Raw genomic sequence first — 25298 nt, 5'->3', positions numbered from 1 at the left:
ATACCATAAACTCCGTGCGGGTGTTTTTGAGCCTGGTTTGAGGGGAGGGAATTTGATGTCGGAAGTAAGAGTGGGCGAGAACGAGTCACTTGATAGTGCCCTCAGGAGATTTAAAAAGAAATTGGCAGAGGCAGGAGTTTTAGCAGAGCTTAGAAAAAGAGAGCACTATGAAAGCCCAAGCGTGAGAAGGAAAAAGAAATCTGAAGCAGCACGCAGGAGAAAGAGAAGATAGGCTGTAGGGGCGTGAGAATTTGAATCTTAAAGAAAAGTTATTGGAAGATTACAAATCTGCTATGAAAGAAAAGGATGTTGTGAGAAAAAATGTTGTTGGTATGGTAAGGGCTGCAATATTGCAGTTTGAAAAGGACAACAGGACTGTACTTGATGACAGTGGAGTTTTAAATGTAATTGCAAAGGAAATAAAAAAGAGGAAAGACAGCCTGCCAGAGTATATAAAAAGTGGAAGGCAGGAGTTGATTGAAGAATTAAATAGAGAAATTGAGATATTGCAATCATACCTTCCGCCTATGCTGACAGATGAAGAAATAGAGAAGATAGTTCTTGAGGTAATAGAAAAAATAAAGCCTTCTGGTATGAAAGATATGGGCAAGGTTATGCAGGAGGTAATGCAAAGGGTAAGTGGCAGGGCAGAAGGTAAGGTTGTGAGTGAATTTGTGAAAAAGCACCTTTCAAGATTGTAAATAAAGAATGCACATGTGGTTCTCCAAAAAGGGGGACCACTTTTTTGTTATAAAATTATGCAAGTATAAATAGAATAAAGGTGGAAGTGTTTGTTTTATGGTGTGAATTCTTAATAAATGAAAAAGCACAAGGTTTTAAAAGAGATGATACAGGTTTCACAGCTTCCAGTAGAAGCAATCACAAATGAACCAAAAATTACAGTGATTGAAGAAGATGAGGCAGTAGTAGAGAATCATAAAGGACTCATTATGTATGAAGAAAATATAGTTAAAATTAATACATTAAGTATCCACGGATGATAGAAGAGAAGTTGAGAAACTACAAAATAAAACCATTTACGTTAAAGAGTAATATTGACCGGGAAAAAGTATCAAAGCTGCTTCTTTCTGAGTTGGAAGATTTGATGTGGGTGAAAGTAAAGCAGGAAGGAGGGCTTTTAGTAGTAGAGTATGTAAAAAGAGAAAAAGACAATCTGCAAAACAAACAGGAAAAAATTTTTGCAAAAAGCAGTGGAGTTATACAAAAACTTACTCTAAAATCAGGAAATGCACTTGTAAAAGAAGGGGATACTGTTGTTGAAGGACAGCTGCTTGTTGATAACAGGGTTGTTACAAAAGATGGAAATGAGTATTATGAAGATGCCATAGCAGAGGTAATTGCGAATACATTTTATTCAGTTTCTAAAAGCTTTTCTTTGCCAGCATATCAGAAGGTCTACATCTCCAAAAAAAGGTACCGTTTGTTGTAATTGGACAAAGAGAGTTTATACCTAAAATTATGGTTACTAATGATGAGAATTGTGATAAAATTAAAATAAAAGAATATAAACTTTTTTTATTCAGGATAGGTATATGTGAGATAAAAAAGTCTGAATTTAAAAGATATATACTTGATTTAGAAAAGGTAAAGAAAGAATTAGTAAGAAGTTGTGATGAAGATTTTAAAAGAAAAACAAAAGATAAGAAAATCCTTGCTATTTCGAAAGTAAGGACGCATTTTAGGATTAAAAAAGTGAAAAGCGAAATAAAAAGTATAGTATGTATGAGAGATTATGAATGTTTAGAAGACATAACCCTGAAAAAATAAAATACAACTCAGGAGGGTATATTTGTTGGAAGAAAGATTAATATCAACAGTGAGTATTGAAGATACAAGAGAATTCTGGAACATCTTTGGGGAATTTGATTCTAAGGTAAAAACGCTCGAAGAATTATTGAATGTGAATATAGTTTTCCGGGATAATGCAATTAAAATTATTGGAAGTAGCTTAGACAGCATCAGAAGGGCAGAAAAAACAATAAAAATATTACATGATATGGAGAAGAAAAAATTGGACATTGATGAGCACACAATAAGGTATGTTATTGAGACACTGGAGGACGAAGAGGTGAGAAAGTTAGAGGATGAAGTTATATTTATAACTCACAGGGGTAAACAGGTAAAACCCAAGACACTTGGGCAGAAGAGGTATATTGAAGCTATAATGAACAACACAATTGTGTTCGGGATTGGTCCGGCGGGCACAGGAAAGACATATTTAGCGATGGCAATGGCTATCTATTATCTCAAAAAGAAAGAGATAAGCAAGATTATACTGACAAGACCAGCTGTGGAAGCAGGGGAAAAATTAGGATTTTTACCGGGTGACCTTCAGACAAAGGTGGACCCCTATTTAAGACCAATTTATGATGCATTGCATGATTTGATTGGCACAGAAGCCTATCAGAGATATATGGAGAGAGGAATTATAGAAGTTGCTCCGCTTGCTTATATGCGTGGAAGAACCCTGGATGATGCTTTTATTATCTTGGATGAGGCTCAAAATACAACATCTGAGCAGATGAAAATGTTTTTGACTCGACTGGGATTTGGTTCAAAGGCAGTAGTAACAGGGGATATAACTCAGATTGACCTTCCAAGTGGTGTTGAATCAGGACTTGTTCAGGTGACAAAGATACTCAGAGACATTGAAGGAATTGAGTTTGTGTTTTTGACATATCAAGATATTGTAAGGCATCAACTTGTCCAAAAAATTATAGATGCATACAATAGATATGAAGAAAGACGAAAGGAGAAACAAAAAATCTAAAATGTTACAAAACTATCAAAAATGGCATGATAAGAAAAAGATGTATTTTTGTCGCACAGTGTCACTCTTTGCTTTTTTTGTTATCTCAATTGGTTTAATATTGAGCTCAAACGGGAAACAGCGCAATCTTTTTATTAGAAAGATTCTGGCACTTTTAAACATCAATGCAAATTATTATGCCAGTATGCAAACTTCTCGAGATTTTATAGGAATACTGTTGCTCCTGCTAATATTGCTTCTGTTTATGAGCATATATTTCTATCTTGTTGAAAGAGAATTCATAAACAGCTGCCAGAGTATGGCTACTGTAACTTCGATTTTAATTTTGAATTTACTTTTAATAAAATTTCTTCTTCCCATACCTGTGTTTGCATTACCTGTTTTTATGGGAATTGTATTGATTTCACTTTTAATTGATGTAAGAATTGCAATTATTTTTAACATTTTTATGTCAATTATTATATTGTTACTGGTGGGTGAGGAAAATCTTAATTTTGTCTTATATCTTTTTATGGGTGGAAGTTTAAGTTCAATTGTTTCACACAAAATTCAACACAGGATGCAATTTATAAGCCATGGCTTTTTAGCAAGTATGATTTCATCCCTATTTGTTCTATCAATAGAACTTGTTTACCAGACTCAGGGTGACATGGTTTTGTACAGTGCAGTAAACTCCTTTGCTGGAACAGCACTTTCGTTTGTACTTGCATATGGTACACTCCCAATCTGGGAGTATATCTTTGATTATGCAACACCAATAAGATTAATGGAACTTTCGAACCCTAACCATCCACTCCTGAAAAGACTGCTGATGGAGGCACCTGGCACCTACCATCACAGTCTGATTGTGGGCAATTTAGCTGAAGTAGCCTGTGAAGCTGTTGGCGGAAATTACCTGCTGGCGCGAGTAGGGGCTTATTATCACGATATTGGTAAATTGAAAAGACCGTTTTATTTTAAAGAAAATCAGATTATAGAAGAAGACCCACACAATAAAATCACTCCAACACTTTCTGCACTGATTATAACCTCGCATACCAAAGATGGTGTGGAGATAGGCAAAGAATACAGGCTTCCTAAACAAGTGCTTGACATTATAAAGCAGCATCATGGTACAACAAAAGTGGCTTTCTTTTATGGCAAGGCTTTGTCACAAAATCAGCAGGTAAACGAACAAAAGTTCAGGTATGAAGGTCCAATTCCTCAAAGCAAAGAGGCAGCGATAGTAATGCTTGCAGATTCTGTCGAGGCTGCGGTAAGGGCACTTTCGTCGCCAACTCCACAGCTTATAGAAAGTACAATAAGGAACATAATTTACGAAAAACTTATGGATGGGCAACTCAACAATAGCAATTTGACCTTTAAGGAGTTGGAGACTATTTGTGAGAGTTTTATTAAAGTTCTTACAGGTGTTTTCCATAAAAGAGTGAATTACAATTTAATTGATGATGGTATAAATAAAGAAGAGGTGATAGAGAGAAGTGAAAATTTACATTCAAAATCAGCAGGATAAGTATCTAATAGATGAAAGTATTTCAAAGATAATAGAAGATTCAATCCTAAACACGTTAAAAATTTTTATGGATGATGACAATTATGAAATTAGCGTAATGATTGTGGACAATCAATTCATAAAAGAGTTAAACAAAAACTACAGAAATATAGACAGAGAAACCGATGTTCTGTCTTTTCCTATTTTTGAGTTTAAAAATGGTATTCTACAAGAAGACATAACAATTGTAGAGGAAGAAATTCCACTTGGAGATATTGTTATTTCGATTGAAAAAGCCTATGAGCAGGCAGAGGAATTTGGACATTCGGTGGAAAGAGAAATAGCATATTTGACTGTTCATTCGGTTTTACACTTGTTAGGTTTTGATCATTTAGAAGAAAATGATAGAAAACTTATGAGAAAATATGAAGAGATGGTTTTAGAAGGTATGGGATTGACAAGATGAGGACAAAAAGAACACTTCTTGAGAGTTTCGATAATGCAATAAATGGAATAATTATTGCATTCAAGACACAGAGAAATATGAAAATACATTTTCTTATAGCTTTTTTAATTCTGCTGTTTACTATTGTATTCAAATTAAACAAAATTGAGACAATAATAGTTCTATTTTGTATTGGACTTGTTATTACAGCAGAGCTTATAAACACTGCCATAGAAGCCACCATTGACCTTATAGCAAAAGACTTTGAGCCAAAGGCAAAGATTGCAAAGGATGTAGCAGCTGGAGCTGTTCTGGTAACCGCCCTTTTGGCTTTGACTGTTGGGTATTTTCTGTTTTATGACAAGATGAGGTTGCCTTTGGAAATAACATTAAAACATATAAGAGGAATTTCTTTTCACATAGTATTTTTATCACTTATTATAGTAGCAATGGTAATAATTGTTGTAAAAGCTATTAACAATAGAACACAATTTATGCAGGGTGGCATGCCCAGTGGACATACAGCCTTAGCTTTTGCGGCAGCGACTGCCATAATTATGCTTACAAACAATTTAATTGTAGTGACCCTGGCTCTTTTTATAGCATTTTTAGTTCTGGAAAGCAGGGTTGAGGCAAAGATTCATAGCATTTGGGAGACAGTTGTAGGAGCGATTATTGGTATTCTGGTTACACTTTTGATATTTAAGATAAAATAAAAAGAAAAGAGGGAAAGCATGAAATGTAGTTGCTCAAAAGTTTTTTTGTATAAAGTCTTTACAACTGTAATCATGGTAATTTTGCTTTTAGTTTTGTTAACAGGCTGTGGCAAGAAAAAAGCTTCTATTTCTACAAGCCCTGATATATCACAGGCTACACAACCTAAAAAACAAGAACAGGGGATTTCAAGTGTCAGCGAGCTTAATACTCACACATGCAAACTCACTGGAGAGGCGGTATATCAAGGAGATGAACATCAGATTATTGCAGTAATGATAAACAATGAGCCTGGTGCAATTCCTCAATCGTCGTTAAGCCAGGCTGAGTATTTATATGAAGCGCTAATAGAAGGTGGAGCAACACGTATAATGGCAATCTACCATCATACATATCCAAAAAAAGTGGGACCAATCAGAAGTGCCAGACCTTATTTTATGCAGATAGCAAAGTCACTTAATGCATATTATGTTCACTGCGGGGGGAGCCCTCAGGCTTATAGACTTTTTAAACAAAATTATATTCCACACATTGATGCTATTTATACAGGTGGAGGAATTTTTTACAGGACATCTGACAGGAAAGCTCCACATAATCTGTACTCAACTATGGAAAATCTTGTTAAATATTTTGAAAAGAAAGGTTACAAAAAGCAGCAAAGTTATAAGTACTATTCTTTGGCTGAAGAGGTAACAAATAAATATACCTCAGAAAATTCAGAAGTTAAAATACAATTTTCAGGCTGGTATTATGTCAGGTATGAGTATGACCCTGTTAAAAAAGTATATATGAGATTTGTAAAAGACAAACCTCATACTGACAAAGAAAAAGGCTTGCAGCTTTTTGCAAAAAATTTAATAATATTAGTTGCCAAATACGCCACAATAAAAAATGATGATAAAGGAAGACAGGAAGTGGACTTCTCAAAAGGAAAGGGATACTTGCTTCAGGAAGGGAAAACTATTCCAGTTATTTATACATTCGATCTGAAAAACTCATTTACAATAAAAGATAGTGATAACAAAGAAGTTAAACTTTTGAAAGGTAATACATGGTTTGAAATAGTACCTCAATATGGTAAAATTGAAATTAAATGAGGAGGAGAGAATACTTTGAAAGTAACCTTTTTAGGTGCTGCTCAGAGTGTGACAGGCTCATGTTACTATTTTGAGTTTGAAGGGAAGAATTTTTTGATTGATTGTGGTATGTTTCAGGGTGGACGTACTGAAGATGAACTTAACTTTGAGACATTTCCTTTTAATCCTTCGGATATTGACTTTATGATTCTATCTCACGCTCATATTGACCACAGTGGAAGAATTCCCAAGCTCTATAAAGATGGTTTTAGAGGGACAATCTATGCAACTGATGCAACTGCGGATTTGTGCGGTATTATGCTTCCGGATAGTGCTCATATTCAAGAAAGTGAAATAGAGTGGAAGAATAAAAAAAGGAAAAGAGAAGGGAAAGAGGAATTAAAACCCCTTTATACCATTGAAGATGCCTATTCATGCTTAGAACTATTCAAAGGTGTAAAATATGATCAGGTAGTTGAAATAAATAATAATCTTCGCTTTGTATTAAAAGATGCAGGTCATATGCTGGGTTCGGCAATAGTTGAACTTTATTTAAATGAAGATGGAAAAGAATATAAGTTAGTATTTTCTGGCGATTTGGGAAACAGAAATGTCCCTATCTTAAAAGATCCATCGACAATAGATGGATGTGACTATCTTTTTATTTAAAGTACCTATGGCAACAGACTCCATGAAAATGTGGAAACCAAATCAAAAAGGCTGATAAGTATAATTTGTGATACTATTTCAAAAGGCGGTAAGGTTATAATTCCTTCATTTACTGTTGGAAGGACTCAGGAGATTTTATATGAGATAGCAAAAGAGATAAGTAGTGGTTCTGATAAAGCAAGAATGATTCAAAATGTTGAAATCTTTGTTGACAGTCCATTAGCTACTTCTGCAAGTAGTGTGTACAAAAGACATATAGATTACTTTGATGAAGAGGCTGTAGAGTTTATAAAAAAAGGAATTTATCCGCTTGAACCTGAAAATCTGAAATTTGTTTGCACATCTGATGAATCTAAGATGCTAAATGACTATGAAAAAAGCTGTATAATAATCTCGTCAAGTGGAATGTGCGAGGCGGGACGGATAAAGCATCATCTAAAACATAATCTCTGGAAAGAAAATAACACAATACTATTTGTTGGTTATCAGGCGCCAAACACTCTTGGGAGAAGACTTTTGGATGGTCAAAAAAGAGTGAAGATATTTGGCGAAGAAATTGAGGTCAGGGCAAAAATAGAGTATATTGAAGCATATTCCGGACATGCAGATAAAAACGGACTTATTACCTGGATTGATAAGATGAAAGAAAAACCAAAACAAATCTTTGTTGTGCATGGTGAAAAAGAATCACAGATTGAGTTTGCCAGGGAACTTGAAAGACTCTTTGGTGTTGATGTTCATATTCCAGCACGAGGCGAATTTTACCAAATAGGTCCAGATCAGATTGTGACAAAGGATAGACTATTTTCTCCATCACCTTCGTTTATCAATCTTTCCATTTTGGCTCAGATTGAAGACATTGAAGATGAATTGTACAGGCTAAAAGAACATATAAAAAGTGCCTCTATATCACCGGAGAGACTAAATCTTCTGAACAACAATCTTGAAGAACTGAGATATCTTATTAATTTAGCACTGAATGATTATTAAGTTTTCATCTTATATTCACATTGTTTAATAAAAAGAGTTTGCCAGAAAATTTAAAATAAATGTTGATAGATGATGTTTGGTAGGTTAGAGGTAGAAATTTGGCATAGAATTTTGCTTTGTATCCAATAGAACTATCAACAAGGGAATTTTCAATTTCATAGTACGGAATAGGGTAAAACTTTTTTAGTGTGTTTGCATCTTGAATGTAGATATATTCAAATTCCGATTTATCAATATTTTTTTGCTAAGTCTTCAATGATAAGTGTTAAACCAAAATAGCTTTGATTTCCTGCAACCTGGGAATAGGTTATAAAGTATTTTTCTTTTGTTACCTTTTCAAGGCTTACCTTGAGATGTCCGACGATTGAAAAATATTTGGATTGTCCAAAATTTGTTTTCAACAGTGAAGGTTCATGATAGACATATATATGCTGATTTGAGCTTTTCATAACAAAGATAGTGAGAATAATGTAAATAACTGATATAACAAAAATTGAGCTTAATAATTTTCTTCTCATTGTAAAGATTGCTTTTTCTGAAAAACTGTGTTCATTTAATATTATATTTATTGCAAATTCTTTTTTTGCAGAAAAGTAAAATTATTTTTTCTCGAGGTGAAAAAAATGAGATTTTTGGATGCAGGCGAAACACACGGAAAGTGTCTAATAGGAATTCTCGAAGGATTCCCTGCAAATGTGAAAATAAATATTGAGAATATTAATAGGCTGTTAGAACTTCGCCAGCGAGGGTATGGTAGAGGTAAAAGGATGGAGATTGAAAAAGACAGGGCCATAATTCTGTCAGGTGTGAGAAACTCGTACACAACAGGTGCACCTATTACAATAATGATAGAAAACAAAGACTATGTAAATTGGCAACAATACATGGATCCAATTTCGTGTGACACAGAGGTCAAAAAAGTCACAATACCTCGACCTGGTCATGCTGACTTGCCGGGGTGTCTTAAATACGGGTTTGATGATGCAAGGCCGGTTTTAGAGAGGGCAAGTGCACGTGAGACTGCTATGAGAGTTGCGATAGGAGCTTTATGTGAAGAGCTTTTAAGAGTGTTTGAAATAAAGCTTTACAATCATGTTATTGAGATAGGTGGGGTTAGAATAAGAAAAGAGTACAGTTTTGATGATATAGGTTTATTTGAAAAAGCACAGGATTCAGAACTTTTTTGTATTGACAGAGAGGTTGAAAATGATATGAAAAAAGTAATAGAAACAGCAAAGAAAGCGGGGGACAGTGTTGGAGGTGTTGCTGAAGTAATTTGCAAAAATGTACCTTTTGGGCTTGGAAGTCATGTACACTGGGATAGGAAACTTGATGGACTTATTGCTCAGGCTGTCATGAGCATCCAGTCTGTAAAGGGTGTTGAGATTGGAATGGGTTTTGAAGCAGCAAGAAGATTTGGCAGTGAAGTACATGATGAAATCTTTTTCGATGAACAAAAAGGCTTTTATAGGAAGACAAACAATGCAGGTGGTATTGAAGGTGGAATTTCGAATGGTATGGATATTGTAATAAGAGCAGCCTTCAAACCAATTCCAACATTGTATAAGCCCCTTAGAAGTGTGGATTTACAAGATTTAAAAGAAAAAGAAGCAGCAGTTGAAAGGTCTGATACCTGTGCTGTGCCGGCCGGAAGTGTTGTGATGAGAGCAGCTGTTGCCTATGTATTGGCAAACAGTTTGATTGAGCGCCTGTCAGGCGATTCGTTGGATGTTATGGTAGATAATTACAAAAGATTGTATAAAGAATGAAAACAATGAAAGCTTACTCATATCTACTTAAGATTCAGAGTAGAATTGTTGGGGGGAGTAATTTTATAAATGTTCAGGTTGGTCAAGCTATTTATTACAAAAAATAAAAATAAATAAGTTGGTCTACCTAATAATATAGCAAAATTTTGAAGAACAAAATAAGGTGCTTAGCTTATATTTAAGAGGCTGAAGTTATTAAGACAGATATTAATTTTAATATTTATTAATTTTAATATTCTCCCATTGCCATTCTGCAAGAATTTCATAAAAATACATTCTTTGATATACTCAAAAAATTCTTTAAAAAAAGAAAATAATAAAGAAATAAATTTAGCGTGGCAACAAGTCCACGCTAAATTTATTTTTACTTTTCCATAAACGGTTCAAGTTCTTTCAGAAGGTCCTCGCAATTGTCCGAATGGATTTCTACCTTAATGGGTTTGCTGAGGTCAAGGCTGAAAATACCCATAATTGACTTTGCATCAACCACATACCTGCCGGATGTTAAGTCAATGTCAAATGGATATTTGCTTACAATGTTCACAAAATTCTTAACAGCATCGATTGTGTTTAGTCTTACTGTTACTGTTTTCATTTTAAATTCCTCCCTTCAAAGCTAAAATAAGACTCACATTTATTATCATACATATTTTTGAAGCGCAAATCAATAATCCTCTTACACATTTTCTATACCCATTTTTCATTAAAAACTAACAATCTATTTCGACTTTCGTGAAAAATACTGAAAGATAACAGAGACTCTTTATTTGTTGTGAGTTAAATATTATAATATAAGTTAAATATGGAGGTGAAAGCTATACATTGAAAGTAGCTTTTTATACACTTGGGTGCAAGGTAAACCAATACGAAACACAGGCAATTGCTGAAGGGTTTAAAAAAGCTGGCTATGAGATAGTAGACTTTGATAAACAGGCAGATATCTACGTTATAAACACGTGCACAGTCACAAATATTAGTGATAGAAAATCCAGGCAGGCAATAAAACGAGCCAAAAAAATCTCCCCAGACAGTATAGTAGTGGTTATGGGTTGTTATCCGCAGGTCTATCCGCAGGAAGTTCAAAAGATTGATGGAGTTGATATAGTTGTTGGTACAAGAAACAGGGAAAAAATTTTAGAATATGTAACTGAATATTTAAGGAAAAAGAAGAAGATTGTGGATGTGAACAATGAATACAAAAGAGATATTTTTGAAGAGTTAAAAGTATCTGGATTTAGTGAAAGAACAAGAGCGTTTATAAAAATAGAAGAGGGTTGCGAACAGTTTTGTTCTTACTGTATAATTCCATATGCAAGAGGTTCTGTTGTCAGCAGGAGTCTGGATTCCATTTTAGAAGAAGTAGAAAGGCTTGCATCAAATGGCTATAAAGAATTTGTAATCACAGGTATCAATATATCTGCATACGGTAAGGATTTGGATTATAAGATTACACTTCTTGACGTAGTGGAAGAAATTAGTAAGATCGAAAAAGTAAAAAGAATTCGACTGAGCTCACTTGAGCCAATTGTTATGAAAGAGGATTTTATAAGAAGACTGGTAAATATAGAGAAGCTATGCCATCATCTGCATCTGTCTCTTCAGAGCGGGAGCGATAAAATTTTGAGACTGATGAACAGGCATTATACAACTGAGGAGTACAGAAAAATTGTAAATACAGTGAGAAATTATTGGGAAGATGTTGGTTTTACAACAGATATTATTGTTGGCTTTCCAGGAGAGAGTGATGAGGATTTTGACATTACAGTAAAATTTGTGCAGGAGATAGGATTTTCAAGAATTCATGTTTTTAGATTTTCTCCGAAGAAAGGTACAAAGGCATATGATATGCCAGATCAAGTGAGCAGTCAAGAAAAAGATAAGAGAAGTGAGATTTTAAAAAGCATAGCCAAGCAACTTTCGTTGAATTTTCACAAAAGGTTTGAGGGGAAAATACTGGATGTATTAGTAGAAGAAAGTTCAAGCATTGAAGGGTATATTGAAGGATACTCAGGCAACTATATTCGCACGCTTGTTCCTAAAAAGGACTCGATTAAGCTAAATGAAATCTACAAAGTTAAGGTAACGCAGGTTTTTGATGAGTATGTTATAGGTAAGATAATAATTTGAAAAAGGTGGTGTTTGATTTGAACTTTGATCTTTCCAATTTAAAGGCTCAGTGTATGAATGAGATGGAAAACGTTAAGAATTTAAAAGAGCTTGAAGAATTTCAGGTTAGATATTTAGGGAAAAAAGGTATTGTCAAGAATATGTTAAAGGAGCTTTCCAGCCTTCCACCCGACAAGAGAGCACAGGCTGGAAAAGAATTGAATGAATTGAAAGACTTTATTGAAGAACAAATAGAACATTTGAGAGTAAAATTCGAAGAAGAAGAAAAACAAAGGAGAATACAGAGAGAGAGAATTGATGTTACAATTCCCGGGAAAAGAGTGGAAATAGGATCAATTCACATACTATCTCAGGTGCAGAAAGATATAAGTGAAATATTTTTGAATATGGGATATGAGATTGCCGAAGGACCTGAAGTAGAGCTTGATTATTACAATTTTGAAGCTTTGAATATCCCTGCTGACCATCCAGCCCGTGATACTCAGGATACTTTTTATATTTCAGATGATGTTTTGCTAAGGACACATACCTCACCTGTTCAAATTCGAGTTATGAAAAGCAAGAAGCCTCCGATCAAAATAATTTCTCCTGGAAGGGTTTACAGGTCCGATGAGGTTGATGCAACACACTCACCTATATTTCATCAAATAGAGGGGCTTTTTGTTGATAAAGGGGTTACAATGGCTGACTTGAAAGGGACACTTGAAGTCTTTGCAAAGAGATTTTTTGGTGAACAAACACGAATAAGATTTAGACCACATCATTTTCCATTTACAGAGCCTTCTGCTGAGGTTGATATATCATGTATCTTCTGTGGTGGAAAGGGTTGCAGGACATGCAAAGGAGAAGGATGGATTGAGATATTGGGGGCAGGGATGGTGCACAGGAAGGTTTTAGCAAACTGTGGGATTGACCCGGATGAATACACCGGGTTTGCATTTGGTATGGGTGTTGAAAGAATAGCTCTTTTGAAATATGAAATTGAAGATATTAGACTCTTTTATGAGAATGACCTTAGGTTTTTGAGACAATTTAGATAAAAGCATAAAAAGTTTACAAAAGGAGTGAAGAGTTTTGAAGGTATCTCTTGAGTGGCTGAAAAGTCTTGTGGATATAAACTGCGAAGTAGATAAACTTGTTGAAAATCTCACAATGACCGGAACAAAAGTTGAAGGTTATGAGAAAAGACTTGATTCTGTTAGGAATGTAGTTGTAGGGAAAATAATAGAAATATCTTCGCACCCAGAAAACCCTAACCTGTCTGTTTGCAGGGTTGATATAAAAGATGAAGTTTTGACAATTATCACGGCGGCTAAAAATGTTTACAGGGGTGCTTTTGTTCCTGTTGCAAAAATTGGCGCAACCATTGCAAATGGCAAAGAGATTAACAAAATGGAATTCAAGGGTGTTGTTTCAGAAGGTATGCTTTGCTCCTTATATGAACTGGGGCTAACAAGTGCTGAGTTTCCTTATGCAGATGAAAGTGGTATTTTTATTCTTGAGGGTATGGATGATGAAAAACTTGGTACTGACATCAAAAAAGCCTTGGGGATAGATGATATTATCATAGACTTTGAAATAACCTCCAATAGACCTGATTGCTTGAGCATTGTGGGTTTGGCAAGGGAGATTGCAGCAGTTTTGAAGACAGATTTGAAATTTCCAAGCATAACCTATAATGAGACTGAAGATAAAATTGAGAATTATCTTGATAAAATTGAAATTCAAAACAGAAATATCTGCAAAAGATATATAGGTAAAGTTATAAAGAATGTCAAAATTGGACCATCTCCACAGTGGCTTAGAAAGAGGCTTGTTGCCTGTGGTATTCGACCAATAAATAATATTGTCGATGTTACAAACTATGTTATGCTTGAGATAGGGCAGCCTCTTCATGCATTTGATCTAAGTAAAATTCATGGAAGAAGTGTATTTGTAAGGCTTGCAAAAGATGGTGAAGAGATTACCACTCTTGACGGTGTAAAAAGGACACTGAGGACAGTGGATATAGTTATTGCAGATGAAGACAGGGCAATTGCAGTAGCTGGTGTAATGGGTGGCTTGGACACAGAGGTTGACCAAAATACCACTACAGTACTCCTTGAAGCTGCCACATTCAATCCTGCAATGGTACGAAGAACCTCGAGATATTTGGGGCTCAGAACAGAAGCTTCAAATAGGTTTGAAAAAGGCCTGAGTCCTTATTTTGCAGAGGTTGCAATCCAACGAGCATGTGCTCTAATTGAACAAATAGGTGCAGGCGAGGTTGTAAAAGGAGCTATAGACACTTATTTGGATATTCAGCAGCAAGTAACAGTAAAAGCTGACTTTTCCTATACAGAAAGGTTGCTTGGAGTGAGTATTCCACAGGATGAAATTATAGATATTCTAAATAGACTGGAAATTTCTTACGATAAGGAAAAGGGAGTTTTTGTGGTTCCGCCCTTTAGAGTTGATATAGCAGATATGGCTGATATATCTGAAGAGGTAATAAGAATCTATGGTTATGATAAAATTCCTTCAAGGGTTTATATGGGAAATGCAATTTCTTCAGGTCTTACTCAAAAGCAGAAGATGGTAAGTGATATCAGAAGTTTTCTTGCAAACAGTGGTTATTATGAGGTTTATTCTTATTCATTTGAATCACCCAAAATATATGAAATCTTGAAAGGATACAAATTGGATGATGCAGTTAAAATTTTAAATCCTCTTGGCGAGGATTTTTCCATCATGAGAATGCAGCTTTTGAGTTCTATTCTTAAAACTCTTTATTTAAATCTTTCACGGAATATAAAGGATATTAAGATATTTGAAATTGCACCTGTTTTCAAAAAATCTGCTGACAAACTTCCAGAAGAGAAACTTGTATTAGCTTTGGGCAACGCAGGGCAGGATTTTTATTTTGTAAAAGGAATCCTGGAGAACCTTTTTGATATGCTAAGGATTAAAGATATAGAATTTTCCTCTGATCATGCGAATTTGAATTTGCATCCAACAAGATCAGCTAAAATTGTATCAAAAGATATATTAATAGGATATATTGGTGAGGTACATCCTGATATTCTGGAAAAGTTTGATATTCAAACAAGAGCAATATTTGCTGAGGTGTATATTGACGCGCTTTTAGAAGTTGAAAAGAAGGATAAGAAATATACGCCTCTTCCCAAGTATCCTGCGGTTGAAAGAGACTATGCATTTTTGGTACCCGATGAAATTGAGAGCAGGGTAATTGAAGAAATATTCAAAAAGTATGCATCAGAAATTTTGGAAGAGTTTTATCTGTTTGATGTGTATAAAGGTCAACAAATCAAAGAAGGGTTTAAAAGCTATGCATACAAAGCAGTGTTCAGGTCAAAGGAAAAGACTTTGTCGGATGATGATATTCTGATCATTCAAGAGAGAATCCTGGATGATTTGAAAAAATACAATATTGTTCTGAGGGAGCAGTAGATAAAATGGAATGGCTGAAGGAATTAAACCAGCAACAGTTAGAGGCGGTTCTTTCTACAGAAGGACCGCTTTTAGTATTGGCAGGAGCAGGTTCAGGGAAGACAAGAGTAATAACATACAGAATTGCATATATATTGAATATGGGATTGGCAAAACCAGGTAATATACTGGCTATAACATTTACTAACAAAGCAGCAGATGAAATGAAAGAACGTATAAAAAAACTTGTAGGCATAGAGTCTTTCTCAGAGATGTGGATATCCACTTTTCACTCTGCGTGCGCAAGGATACTTAGAATGGAAGCACATAGCATAGGATTTTCAAACAATTTTGTAATATTTGATATGCAGGATAGACATCAGTTATTAAAAGAGTGTTTTGAAAAGCTAAATATAGACCAGGACAGACTTGAACTCAGGTATGTGTCAAGACAGATCAGTAATTTCAAGAACATGCTAATATCTCCATCAGATACCCATAAGATGGGAGATGTAGATCCACGGATTGTTGAAATTTACAGGCTCTATAACAAACTTTTAAAAGAATATAACGCGCTTGACTTTGACGATCTTATTTACCATACAATAACTCTTTTTAGAACAAACCCGGATATCTTGGAAAGATACCAGCAAAAGTTTAAATATATCTTGGTTGATGAATATCAAGATACAAATGATGCACAATTTAAGTTAATTTATTTGCTTGCACAAAAACATAGAAATATCTGTGTTGTGGGAGATGATGATCAGAGTATTTATAGCTTCAGAGGAGCAAATGTAAGAAATATTTTAGAGTTTGAAAATGTGTTCAGTGATGCAAAAGTGATAAAGCTTGAAAGAAATTACCGTTCTACCAAGACAATCTTGTCTGTCGCCAATGAAGTTATTAAAAATAATACTTCCCGAAAAGAAAAAAAACTCTGGACAGAAAATAACGAAGGTGAAAAAATTTATCTTTATACAGCATTTGATGAAATTGATGAGGCAAATTTTGTATCAATGTCGATAAAAAATCTTATTCAAAGTGGAGTTAAACCATCTGAAATAGGGATTCTTTATAGAACAAACGCTCAATCGTTAAACTTTGAGAATGCTCTTTCGTCTCACGCTATACCTTATAAGGTTGTGGGAAGTTTAAGGTTTTTTGAAAGGAAAGAGATAAAGGATATAATTGCATATTTGAGGCTTGTGACCAATCCGCATGACAATTTGAGTTTGTTCAGAATAATAAATGTTCCCAAAAGAGGAATAGGTCCAGGCACAGTTGAGAAAATAAAGGTTTTAAGTGATGAGTATGGAATATCTGCTTACAGCTTATTAAAAGAAAGAGGAGCTATGGAGTTTGACAGACGAACATATCTCAAGTTAAATGAATTTATTTTTCTTTTAGAAGATATCAGGGCTGAAGCTGATTCAAAATCTGTGGTTGAGGTAATAAAGCTTGTTCTGGATAAAACAAAATATATGGAAACTCTACTTTCAAGCAAGAACGAAGAGGATTTCCAGAGGGTAAAGAATCTGGAACAGCTAATCAGTGCGGCCGCTGTATTCGAAGAAGAAAATGAAGACAAAAGCCTGCAGAACTTTTTAAATTCTATTACTCTGAGCTTTGAAGAAGATGAAGCTCAAAAAGAAGACAGGGTTTTGTTGATGACCATTCATGCAGCAAAGGGGCTTGAGTTTGATGTTGTATTCTTAACCGGACTTGAAGAAGGACTGTTTCCTCTTTTGAGAGCAGAGGACATAAATGGGATGAAGGAAGAACTTGAAGAAGAAAGAAGACTTTGTTATGTTGCAATAACAAGGGCAAAGAAGTTTTTGGTGTTGACTTATGCAAACAACAGAAGAGTTTTTGGTAGATTTTCATCAAGACAGAGGTCGTGTTTTCTTGATGAAATTCCTGCAAATTATATTCAGCAGGTTTATACACCGCTGAGGAAAATAAATTTTTCTGATATGAGTTTTAATGAAAATCAGCAAAGTGTTACAAAAGATTCTTTGGCTGTTGGCGATATAATTCAGCACAACAGATTTGGTATTGGGAAGGTATTATCTTTGTCAGAGGACTTAAATGAGGTATTAATAGAGTTTGAAAATTATGGTCAAAAGAGATTGCTTTTGTCATATGCAAATCTCAGAAAGATTGGTTGAGGGAAGATGAAACAGGTTATATATGAGATAATCACAAACAAGGCTTTGCAAGTGAGTGTAATTAGTTGGTTTGTAGCTCAGTTTTTAAAAATAATAATAACTTTTGGCATAACAAAAAAGCTTGATTTTAAAAAATTTATTAGCTCGGGTGGAATGCCAAGCTCACATTCAGCATTTGCATGCGGACTTTCAACAGCTGTAGGGCTCATTGATGGGTTTAACTCAACAAATTTTGCCATTTCACTGACATTTACATTAATTGTTATGTACGATGCGGCAGGTGTGAGAAGAGAGGCGGGTAAACAGGCACAGACGTTGAATGAGTTGATTGAGATATATTTTTTTCCACACTACAAGCCACAGTATAAATTGAAAGAATTGATAGGGCACAAACCAACGGAGGTATTTGTTGGAGCACTCCTTGGGATTGTACTTGCCACATTGCTGGTTTGAAACTGAAAATAAGCTATGATATAATATTAATTTGTAAATTGAATAAAGAAGTAAAATGGGATAGGGTGATGCAGTATCCTAGTCAGAGTGGCTGCTTTCGAAGGCGGGCCTAAAAATCCGCCAAAGGGCACACCGATGAAGTTCCTGGTTTCGGCTTCTGACGCCCAGTCAGGGGTTGAAGCTGGGAGTAAGGGATAAGGGAGTCCTGCAATGGCATGCAGGATGGAACCCTTTTCCCGCGGAGGCTAACGCACAGGAAGCTTTTTTAATTGCTTTTTGTGCGTTAGTAAAACCTACCGCCAGGTACATCTATGATGAGCAGATGTGCTTGGGGTAGTGTAGCCTGCCTTGAGCGAAATAGACGGATGGCTGAATTTCTGGCTCTTCTAAAAATAGGGCCCGTTTTTAGAAGAGTCTTGAGGCCTGAAATCTATTTCGCAAAAGAGGCTAGAAAGCAGGCCCTCTGTCGAGGAAAGCTCCTAGGCTGTGCCGATTCTTCGGCTTTACGAAGGGGATTAAAGTGCGGACTAAGTGGCGATCTGGTTGTGTGCTGGGCAACCGCACACCCAAACTTTTAAAGGGAAACCGCCTCCTGGCGACGGGAGGTAAGTTTGGGGGAAATCCTACCAGACCTTAAGCCGCAAAATTTACCCTTCGTAAAATCACCCTATCCCATAAATTTGTATGGTTTGAAAGAGATGAAATGAAAATTATTGTAAGATACCTGGAGAGGGAAAATGGGGAATAAAAAATCACAAAACAGGAAATCAAACTATTTCAAATGGGTTGTTTTTTTGTTTATATTATCTTATTTGTTATCAGCCTCTTTAAATTACATTTCGAGTATTGTGTCGGCAAAACTACCACTTACAATATCATTTATACTTTTGCTGCTGATAATGCTAATAGGAATTTTATTTGATATAATAGGAATAGCAACTGCTGCAGCAGATGAGGTTCCTTTTCATGCGATGGCAGCTAAAAAGGTAAGAGGGGCAAAAAGCAGTATATGGCTTATTAAAAATGCAAGTAGAGTTTCTTCAATCTGTAACGATGTAATAGGGGACATATGTGGAATACTGAGTGGTTCACTCTCAGCGAGTATAGTTTTCTATATATCAAAGAGAAATATTCATGTGGATATTGTATTTTTATCTTTATTTTTAACAGCAACTGTTGCTGCGATGACCATTTCAGGTAAAGCAATAGGAAAATATTTTGCAATTAAAAAAAGCCATGATATAGTTAAAGTAACCGGAAAAATTCTCAGTTTATTTATGAAGATATAGGGAAGTGAGAGGGTTTGGGTATATTAGAGAAGGTAAACTACCCTGAAGACATAAAAAAGCTCAGTCTCTCAGAGTTATACGTTTTATCTGAAGAAATCAGAGAGTTTTTATTGTATAATATAGCTAACACCGGTGGACACTTGGCAGCAAATTTAGGAGTTGTAGAGTTGACATTGGCACTGCTTTATACGTTCAATCCCCCGCACGACAAGATTGTGTGGGATGTGGGTCACCAGTGTTATGTGTATAAGATTCTAACTGGAAGAAAAGAAAAGTTTTCTACTTTGCGAAAGTTTGGCGGTTTGAGCGGCTTTCCAAAGTCGAAAGAAAGTGACTATGACTCGTTTGACACAGGACACAGTTCTACTTCTATTTCGGTGGCGCTTGGGTTTGCCATTGCACGTGATTTGAATAATAAAGATTACAATGTAATTGCTGTAATAGGAGACGGTGCTTTAACAGGTGGACTTGCCTATGAGGGGCTGAACAATGCGGGAAGATATAATGGAAAACTTCTTGTAATATTGAATGACAATGAGATGTCGATTTCAAAGAATGTTGGTGCAATTGCTAAGTATTTGTCGCAGGTTAGAACCCGCCCCAAATATTTTAAATTGAAAAAGATGGCTGATAGATTTGTTACCAATATACCATTGATAGGAGAAAGGCTTTATGATTTAATAAGAAAGCTAAAGGGTGGTCTTAAATATATACTTTTTCCTGGTACACTTTTCGAAGCACTTGGCTTTGAATACTATGGACCTATTGATGGACATGATATAAAGAAAATGTGTGAGGTATTTGAGAATGTTAAAAATATAACAAAGCCTGTATTGGTGCATGTTGTGACTCAAAAAGGTAGAGGTTATGAACATGCAGAAAAATTTCCTGAAAAGTATCATGGTGTTCCGCCATTTGACATAGAGACCGGTAATCATTTAATAGACATAAATTCAAAAAGTTTTTCCGAGGTGTTAGGAGATAAGCTTTGCAAACTTGCAAAGAATAACAGAAAAATTGTTGCAATAACAGCTGCCATGCCTGATGGAACTGGTTTGAGTCGATTTGCGCAGATATATCCTGAAAGGTTTTTTGATGTTGGGATTGCAGAAGAGCATGCCGTGACATTTGCTGCAGCACTTGCCAAAGAGGGTTTAAAGCCGTTTGTTGCAATATATTCTACCTTTCTGCAACGTGCATTTGATCAGATAATTCATGATGTGTGTATACAAAATTTGAACGTGGTATTCTGTGTAGACAGGGCAGGGCTTGTTGGTGAAGATGGGGAAACTCATCATGGCAGCTTTGATATATCTTATCTTACACTGATACCCAATCTAACTGTGATTGCTCCAAAAGATATAAAAGAGTTTGAGATGATGCTGGAATTTGCAGCAGTGTATGACAGAGGACCTGTTGCAATAAGATATCCAAGAGGGACAGCAAAGGTTGTTGGTATTTATAATCCAATTATGTTTGGAAAAGCTGAAATTTTAACACAGGGCAAAGATTTGGCTGTTTTTGCTGTTGGAAGACATGTTTCAATATTATATGATATTATTCGTGAAAACAATTTAGATATAACATTGATAAATGTAAGATTCTTAAAACCTCTGGATATTGAACTTATAGAAGCAATAGTAAAAACGCACAAAAAAATTCTGATTGTTGAGGACAATACTATTGTTGGTGGTCTTGGAGAAAAGATAAAAAGTATTGTTGCTGAAAAAAATAGTTCAAATCTGATAAAACATATTGGTCTTCCTGATAGGTTTGTTCAGCATGGGACTGTTGGAGAGCTCTATTCTTTATTAGGATTGGATAGAAAAAGTTTGAAAAATGTAATTATGGAGTTGATAAAAAATTGAAAAAAAGGGTGGATATTTTGCTTGTCGAAAAAGGGCTTGCACAGTCTCGTGAAAAAGCAAAAGCACTTATCTTGAGTGGGAATGTGTATGTAAATAACCAAAAAGTTGAGAAGGCAGGAGAGTTGATTGATTGTGATGCTCAAATTGAGGTGAAAGAACCTCTGAGGTATGTGAGCAGGGGGGGTTTAAAACTTGAGAAAGCAATAAATTTTTTTAAGATAGACGTTACTAATAAGATTGCATTAGATATAGGTGCCTCGACCGGTGGATTTACAGATTGTCTTTTGCAGCATGGTGCAAAAAAAGTATACTGTGTTGATGTTGGTTATGGTCAACTTGCATGGAAATTAAGAGAAGACCCCAGAGTTATAAATTTTGAAAGGACAAACTTCAGGTATTTTGAGAGGGAGAAAATACCGGATGAAATTGACATTGTTGTGTGTGATGTTTCATTTATTTCACTGACGCTTATAGCGAATAAAATAAAAGAATTCATGACAGAAGGTACCGAAGGAATTTTATTGATAAAGCCCCAGTTTGAAGCTGGAAGAGAGGAGGTTGGTAAAAAAGGGGTTGTGAGATCAAAACAGACCCATGTAAATGTAATTAGAAAAGTGGTTAATTGTTATTTTTCTTTGGGTCTTGGTATAAAAGGTTTGACGCACTCTCCTATAAAAGGACCAGAAGGTAACATTGAGTATTTACTTTACATTGGATATGAAGAATTACCCCAGAACGTTTTGAAAAATAATGATATTCAGGAGATTGTCAACAGAGCGTTTGAAGAGTTAGCAAACTGAAGACATATAAACCGAGATGGAGGTTTTTGGTATATGAAATTATCTACAATAAAAGAACTGCTCAAATGCAAAATTTTTTTTGAACCTCAGGGGCTTTCAGAAGAGGAGTTTTTGAATGCCTGTGGCTCGGACCTGATGAGCGATGTCCTGGCATTTGTAAAGGAAAAGGTGATACTCCTTACTGGTCTTGTCAATCCTCAGGTTATTCGTACAGCAGAAATGATGGATATAAAGGCAATCATAATTGTTCGCGGGAAACAGCCATCGGATGAAATGTTGAGGCTGGCAAAAGAGAAATGTATTGCCCTCTATTCGACTGATTATCCGATGTTTCAAGCATGCGGAATATTGTATGAAAATGGACTTGGTAAAGAAGGGTGCTAAGGTATGCTGCTTACTATGGAATTTGACATCAAAGCCGGAGATTTTGTATTAGCAGGTGAAACTTCAAGTAAGATTAAGGAGACTTTAAAAAAACTTGGTGTAAAACCTGAGATTTTGAAGAAGGTTGCTATTGTTTCATACGAGGCAGAAATGAATATTGTAATACATTCTGTTGGTGGAGTTTTAAAAGCGATAATCTCAAAGGACAAAATTGAAATAATCGCCGAAGACAGAGGACCAGGAATTGAAGATATTGAACTTGCGATGATGGAAGGATATTCTACTGCACCTGAAGAAATAAGAAACTTGGGATTTGGTGCAGGAATGGGACTTCCTAACATGAAAAAGTATTCTGACCATTTTGAAATAGAATCACAAAAGGGAAGCGGTACACGGGTTTATATGGTGGTGTATAACAAATAAGTATTCATTTATTTTGAGGAAGTGAAAAAAGAGATGCCTTTTAATCTTCATTCAATAATGCTTGACAGAGAAAAGTGCAGAGGGTGCACAAATTGTATTAAAAAATGTCCCACAGAAGCGATAAGGGTAAGAAATTCAAAGGCAAGAATTATTGACAGGAGATGTATTGACTGTGGTGAGTGTATACGGACATGTCCGTATCATGCAAAATATGCTGTTACAAATAGTCTGGATGATATAAAAAAATATGAATACAAAGTTGCATTGCCAGCTCCTTCGTTTTATGCCCAGTTTGAGACAGACGACATTAATAAACTTTTACAAGCTTTATTAGAAATAGGATTTGACGATATATTTGAGGTTGCAAAAGCAGCCGAGATTGTCACAGAGTTTACAAAGCATTTTATTCTACACCATAAAGATAAAAAACCTGTAATTTCCTCTGCATGCCCTGCAGTAGTGAGGCTTATTCAGACAAAGTTTCCTGATTTGATTGACAATATACTTCCTCTTGCTTCTCCAATGGAAATGGCTGCATATCTTGCAAAAAAGAAGATAAATAAGCAAAAAGGCATTGATATAAATAAAATAGGTGCATTTTTTATTTCACCGTGTGCGGCAAAGATGACTTACGTGAAACTGCCTCTTGGGTTTGAGAGGTCATACGTGGATGGAGTAATAGCTATCAAAGACATTTACGGGCTTGTTAGAAGTAAATTGAAAAGTATAAAAGATGTAAAGCCTCTTTCTATTGCATCTGGAAAAGGTATTGGCTGGGCAGCCTCTGGAGGAGAGAGCTTAGCCCTTGGAATAGATGAATATGTAAATGTAGATGGAATTCATAATGTGATAAAGGTTTTAGAAGAGATTGAAAATGGAAGGCTGAGCAATATTGTTTATTTTGAAGGGCTTGCATGCAGCGGCGGTTGTGTGGGTGGTCCGCTTACCGTAGAAAATCCGTATGTTGCCAAGAATAGAATTAAAAAGTGGTCTTCCAAACTTGCCGACAGTGCAGGAACATTTGAAGAGAGTACTCATCAACTTATAAATAGCCTTGATGTAACTATTGAAGACCTGCTATTCACAAGAGAGCTGGAAGCAAATCCAGTATTGGAGCTTGACTCTGATATTGAAGAGGCCATGAAAAAGTATGAGAGGGTAAATGAAATACTAAAGATTTTACCTGGACTGGACTGTGGTGCATGTGGTTCTCCAACATGTAAAACCCTGGCGGAGGACATAGTCAGAGGTCTGGCAAACGATACAGATTGTATATTTATTTTGCGTGAAAATATCAAAGAGCTTGCAAATAAAATGGTAGAGCTTTCTAATAAACTGCCACCATCACTTGAAAGGGATGAAGGTTAAATGCCAAGAGTTTCACACCTTAAAAAATATTTCAATCTTGTCAATGATGTTGTCAAGGATGATATATATGAAAATGTATACATTGGAGATATTTTGAGTTTTGCAATCTCGCATATCAAGGACAATAGTATCTGGATTACCATTCAAAACAATGTAAATGTAATTGCAATTGCCACTTTGAGGGACGTGAAGGCTATTATATTGACAGAAGGTGTAAAGCCGGATACCAGTATGCTTAATAAATCCAAACAGGAAAGCATTCCTGTTTTTACAACCGAGCTGTCTCATTTTGAGACAGCAAAACTACTCATTCTTCAAGAAAAGGAAGGTCGAAATGAAACTCTACTATGACCTGCACATTCACTCTGCTCTTTCGCCGTGTGCTGACAACGACATGACACCGAACAATATAATAAATATGGCAAAGATAAAGAAACTGGATGTGATTTCTGTAACAGATCACAATTCTACATTAAATTTGAAGGAGTTCTTGAAGGTTGCAAAACGTCTTGATATTTTATTTATTCCAGGTGTTGAGATAGAAACATGTGAAGAGATTCATGTTCTTTTGTATTTCAAAGACTTCTCAGTAGTAGAAGAGTTTCAGAAGATTATAGAAGAAAACCTGTCAGATATGGCTCTCAGAGAGGATATATATGGAAATCAATTGCTGGTTGACAGTGAGGATAATGTTGTTGGAAATTACAAAAAACTGTTGCTTCAGCCCTTAAATTTGAGCATATCTCAAGTTTATGAGATTTCACAGTTTTACAACACCGTTTTTGTGCCGGCCCATATCAACAGACAGTCCTACGGAATAATTGGGAGACTGGGGCTATTGCCGGAAGAACTGAAAGATGTTTTTGTTTTTGAAGTTTCCAAAATCAACGAATTCGAATTTTTGAAGTTTTTACCCAAATGTAATAACTGCATCTTTTTGCATTCTTCAGATGCACATCATTTGTGGGAAATTAACGAAAGAGAGTTTTTTATTGAAAGTGATATACTGTATACAATATTCTTCAAATAATTTTTTCGAA

General features: G+C 35.5%; 28 protein-coding genes. 26 read left to right on the top strand and 2 right to left on the bottom strand.

Annotated features, from left to right (window positions below):
* Positions 1 to 55 precede the first annotated feature (55 nt).
* The 12 genes from rpsU (at position 56) to OTK00_RS12165 (ending at position 8177) form a co-directional block, all read left to right on the top strand.
* Complete coding sequence (rpsU, locus tag OTK00_RS06810; protein WP_045169596.1) at positions 56 to 232, top strand: 30S ribosomal protein S21; 177 nt, start codon at positions 56 to 58, stop codon at positions 230 to 232.
* A 19-nt stretch (positions 233 to 251) separates the two neighbouring features.
* Positions 252 to 701, top strand: a complete 450-nt coding sequence (locus OTK00_RS06805) for a GatB/YqeY domain-containing protein (RefSeq protein ID WP_045169595.1) — start codon at positions 252 to 254, stop codon at positions 699 to 701.
* Between the two features lie 117 nt (positions 702 to 818).
* Positions 819 to 1001 carry a YabP/YqfC family sporulation protein gene (locus OTK00_RS06800; RefSeq protein WP_108720986.1) on the top strand — a complete coding sequence of 61 codons (183 nt, stop codon included), beginning with the start codon at positions 819 to 821 and terminating at the stop codon, positions 999 to 1001.
* Positions 998 to 1450 carry a sporulation protein YqfD gene (locus OTK00_RS06795; protein WP_082054633.1) on the top strand — a complete coding sequence of 151 codons (453 nt, stop codon included), beginning with the start codon at positions 998 to 1000 and terminating at the stop codon, positions 1448 to 1450. The genes OTK00_RS06800 and OTK00_RS06795 overlap by 4 nt, the downstream gene beginning before the upstream one ends.
* Positions 1451 to 1479: 29 nt before the next feature.
* Positions 1480 to 1788: a hypothetical protein gene (locus OTK00_RS06790; protein ID WP_052670895.1), complete on the top strand. Its 309-nt coding sequence runs from the start codon at positions 1480 to 1482 to the stop codon at positions 1786 to 1788.
* Positions 1789 to 1813: 25 nt separating this feature from the next.
* On the top strand, positions 1814 to 2791 hold the full coding sequence (locus tag OTK00_RS06785; RefSeq protein WP_045169594.1) for a PhoH family protein: 978 nt from the start codon (positions 1814 to 1816) through the stop codon (positions 2789 to 2791).
* Positions 2742 to 4304, top strand: a complete 1563-nt coding sequence (locus tag OTK00_RS06780; protein ID WP_268760743.1) for an HD family phosphohydrolase — start codon at positions 2742 to 2744, stop codon at positions 4302 to 4304. The genes OTK00_RS06785 and OTK00_RS06780 overlap by 50 nt, the downstream gene beginning before the upstream one ends.
* On the top strand, positions 4273 to 4749 hold the full coding sequence (ybeY, locus tag OTK00_RS06775) for an rRNA maturation RNase YbeY (protein WP_045169592.1): 477 nt from the start codon (positions 4273 to 4275) through the stop codon (positions 4747 to 4749). The genes OTK00_RS06780 and ybeY overlap by 32 nt, the downstream gene beginning before the upstream one ends.
* Positions 4746 to 5444 carry a diacylglycerol kinase gene (locus OTK00_RS06770; RefSeq protein WP_045169591.1) on the top strand — a complete coding sequence of 233 codons (699 nt, stop codon included), beginning with the start codon at positions 4746 to 4748 and terminating at the stop codon, positions 5442 to 5444. Before ybeY ends, OTK00_RS06770 begins: the two co-directional genes overlap by 4 nt.
* A 72-nt stretch (positions 5445 to 5516) precedes the next feature.
* A complete protein-coding gene (locus OTK00_RS06765) occupies positions 5517 to 6539 on the top strand; it encodes a DUF3048 domain-containing protein (RefSeq protein ID WP_268760742.1) in 1023 nt (340 codons plus the stop codon).
* 15 nt (positions 6540 to 6554) lie between these two features.
* On the top strand, positions 6555 to 7187 hold the full coding sequence (locus OTK00_RS12170) for an MBL fold metallo-hydrolase (RefSeq protein WP_241765496.1): 633 nt from the start codon (positions 6555 to 6557) through the stop codon (positions 7185 to 7187).
* A 30-nt stretch (positions 7188 to 7217) separates the two neighbouring features.
* A complete protein-coding gene (locus tag OTK00_RS12165) occupies positions 7218 to 8177 on the top strand; it encodes an MBL fold metallo-hydrolase (RefSeq protein ID WP_241765495.1) in 960 nt (319 codons plus the stop codon).
* A gap of 230 nt (positions 8178 to 8407) precedes the next feature.
* Here the strand turns inward: OTK00_RS12165 and OTK00_RS06750 are convergent, their stop codons facing one another.
* Positions 8408 to 8695 (bottom strand): hypothetical protein, encoded by a 288-nt coding sequence (locus OTK00_RS06750; RefSeq protein WP_268760741.1) that lies wholly within the window; start codon positions 8693 to 8695, stop codon positions 8408 to 8410.
* 105 nt (positions 8696 to 8800) lie between these two features.
* Here OTK00_RS06750 and aroC point away from each other — a divergent pair, with 105 nt between their 5' ends.
* Entirely contained in the window at positions 8801 to 9946 is a 1146-nt protein-coding gene (aroC, locus tag OTK00_RS06745) for a chorismate synthase (protein ID WP_045169589.1), read from the top strand.
* Positions 9947 to 10310: 364 nt separating this feature from the next.
* Here the strand turns inward: aroC and OTK00_RS06740 are convergent, their stop codons facing one another.
* On the bottom strand, positions 10311 to 10541 hold the full coding sequence (locus OTK00_RS06740; RefSeq protein WP_045164678.1) for an HPr family phosphocarrier protein: 231 nt from the start codon (positions 10539 to 10541) through the stop codon (positions 10311 to 10313).
* A 227-nt stretch (positions 10542 to 10768) separates the two neighbouring features.
* On the opposite strand from OTK00_RS06740, the gene mtaB reads away from it, so the two are divergent.
* The 13 genes from mtaB (at position 10769) to OTK00_RS06675 (ending at position 25288) form a co-directional block, all read left to right on the top strand.
* The gene (gene mtaB, locus OTK00_RS06735) at positions 10769 to 12073 is read left to right on the top strand and encodes a tRNA (N(6)-L-threonylcarbamoyladenosine(37)-C(2))-methylthiotransferase MtaB (protein WP_045169588.1); all 1305 of its coding nucleotides are present in this window, start codon (positions 10769 to 10771) and stop codon (positions 12071 to 12073) included.
* 17 nt (positions 12074 to 12090) lie between these two features.
* Entirely contained in the window at positions 12091 to 13113 is a 1023-nt protein-coding gene (gene pheS / locus OTK00_RS06730; RefSeq protein WP_045169587.1) for a phenylalanine--tRNA ligase subunit alpha, read from the top strand.
* Positions 13114 to 13147: 34 nt separating this feature from the next.
* A complete protein-coding gene (pheT, locus tag OTK00_RS06725; protein ID WP_045169586.1) occupies positions 13148 to 15523 on the top strand; it encodes a phenylalanine--tRNA ligase subunit beta in 2376 nt (791 codons plus the stop codon).
* Positions 15524 to 15528: 5 nt separating this feature from the next.
* The gene (locus OTK00_RS06720) at positions 15529 to 17673 is read left to right on the top strand and encodes an ATP-dependent helicase (protein ID WP_045169584.1); all 2145 of its coding nucleotides are present in this window, start codon (positions 15529 to 15531) and stop codon (positions 17671 to 17673) included.
* A gap of 6 nt (positions 17674 to 17679) precedes the next feature.
* The gene (locus OTK00_RS06715) at positions 17680 to 18126 is read left to right on the top strand and encodes a divergent PAP2 family protein (RefSeq protein WP_045169583.1); all 447 of its coding nucleotides are present in this window, start codon (positions 17680 to 17682) and stop codon (positions 18124 to 18126) included.
* Positions 18127 to 18920: 794 nt separating this feature from the next.
* On the top strand, positions 18921 to 19415 hold the full coding sequence (locus OTK00_RS06710; protein ID WP_268760740.1) for a hypothetical protein: 495 nt from the start codon (positions 18921 to 18923) through the stop codon (positions 19413 to 19415).
* Positions 19416 to 19429: 14 nt separating this feature from the next.
* Positions 19430 to 21283, top strand: a complete 1854-nt coding sequence (gene dxs / locus OTK00_RS06705; protein WP_082054632.1) for a 1-deoxy-D-xylulose-5-phosphate synthase — start codon at positions 19430 to 19432, stop codon at positions 21281 to 21283.
* Positions 21280 to 22083, top strand: coding sequence for a TlyA family RNA methyltransferase (locus tag OTK00_RS06700; RefSeq protein WP_045169581.1), 804 nt, complete (start codon positions 21280 to 21282; stop codon positions 22081 to 22083). Before dxs ends, OTK00_RS06700 begins: the two co-directional genes overlap by 4 nt.
* Positions 22084 to 22116: 33 nt before the next feature.
* Positions 22117 to 22467 carry a DRTGG domain-containing protein gene (locus OTK00_RS06695; protein ID WP_045169580.1) on the top strand — a complete coding sequence of 117 codons (351 nt, stop codon included), beginning with the start codon at positions 22117 to 22119 and terminating at the stop codon, positions 22465 to 22467.
* 3 nt (positions 22468 to 22470) lie between these two features.
* Positions 22471 to 22890 (top strand): ATP-binding protein, encoded by a 420-nt coding sequence (locus OTK00_RS06690; RefSeq protein WP_045169579.1) that lies wholly within the window; start codon positions 22471 to 22473, stop codon positions 22888 to 22890.
* Between the two features lie 33 nt (positions 22891 to 22923).
* Positions 22924 to 24258 carry a [Fe-Fe] hydrogenase large subunit C-terminal domain-containing protein gene (locus OTK00_RS06685; protein ID WP_045169578.1) on the top strand — a complete coding sequence of 445 codons (1335 nt, stop codon included), beginning with the start codon at positions 22924 to 22926 and terminating at the stop codon, positions 24256 to 24258.
* Entirely contained in the window at positions 24259 to 24609 is a 351-nt protein-coding gene (locus OTK00_RS06680) for a DRTGG domain-containing protein (protein WP_045169577.1), read from the top strand.
* Positions 24593 to 25288: a PHP domain-containing protein gene (locus tag OTK00_RS06675; RefSeq protein WP_045169576.1), complete on the top strand. Its 696-nt coding sequence runs from the start codon at positions 24593 to 24595 to the stop codon at positions 25286 to 25288. Before OTK00_RS06680 ends, OTK00_RS06675 begins: the two co-directional genes overlap by 17 nt.
* Positions 25289 to 25298: the final 10 nt, after the last annotated feature.

The sequence above is a fragment of the Caldicellulosiruptor morganii genome (assembly GCF_026810225.1).
Classification (GTDB): Bacteria; Bacillota; Thermoanaerobacteria; order Caldicellulosiruptorales; family Caldicellulosiruptoraceae; genus Caldicellulosiruptor; species Caldicellulosiruptor morganii.
The sequence above is the reverse complement of the archived record's forward strand: the minus strand, read 5'-3'. Positions and strand labels throughout refer to the sequence as shown.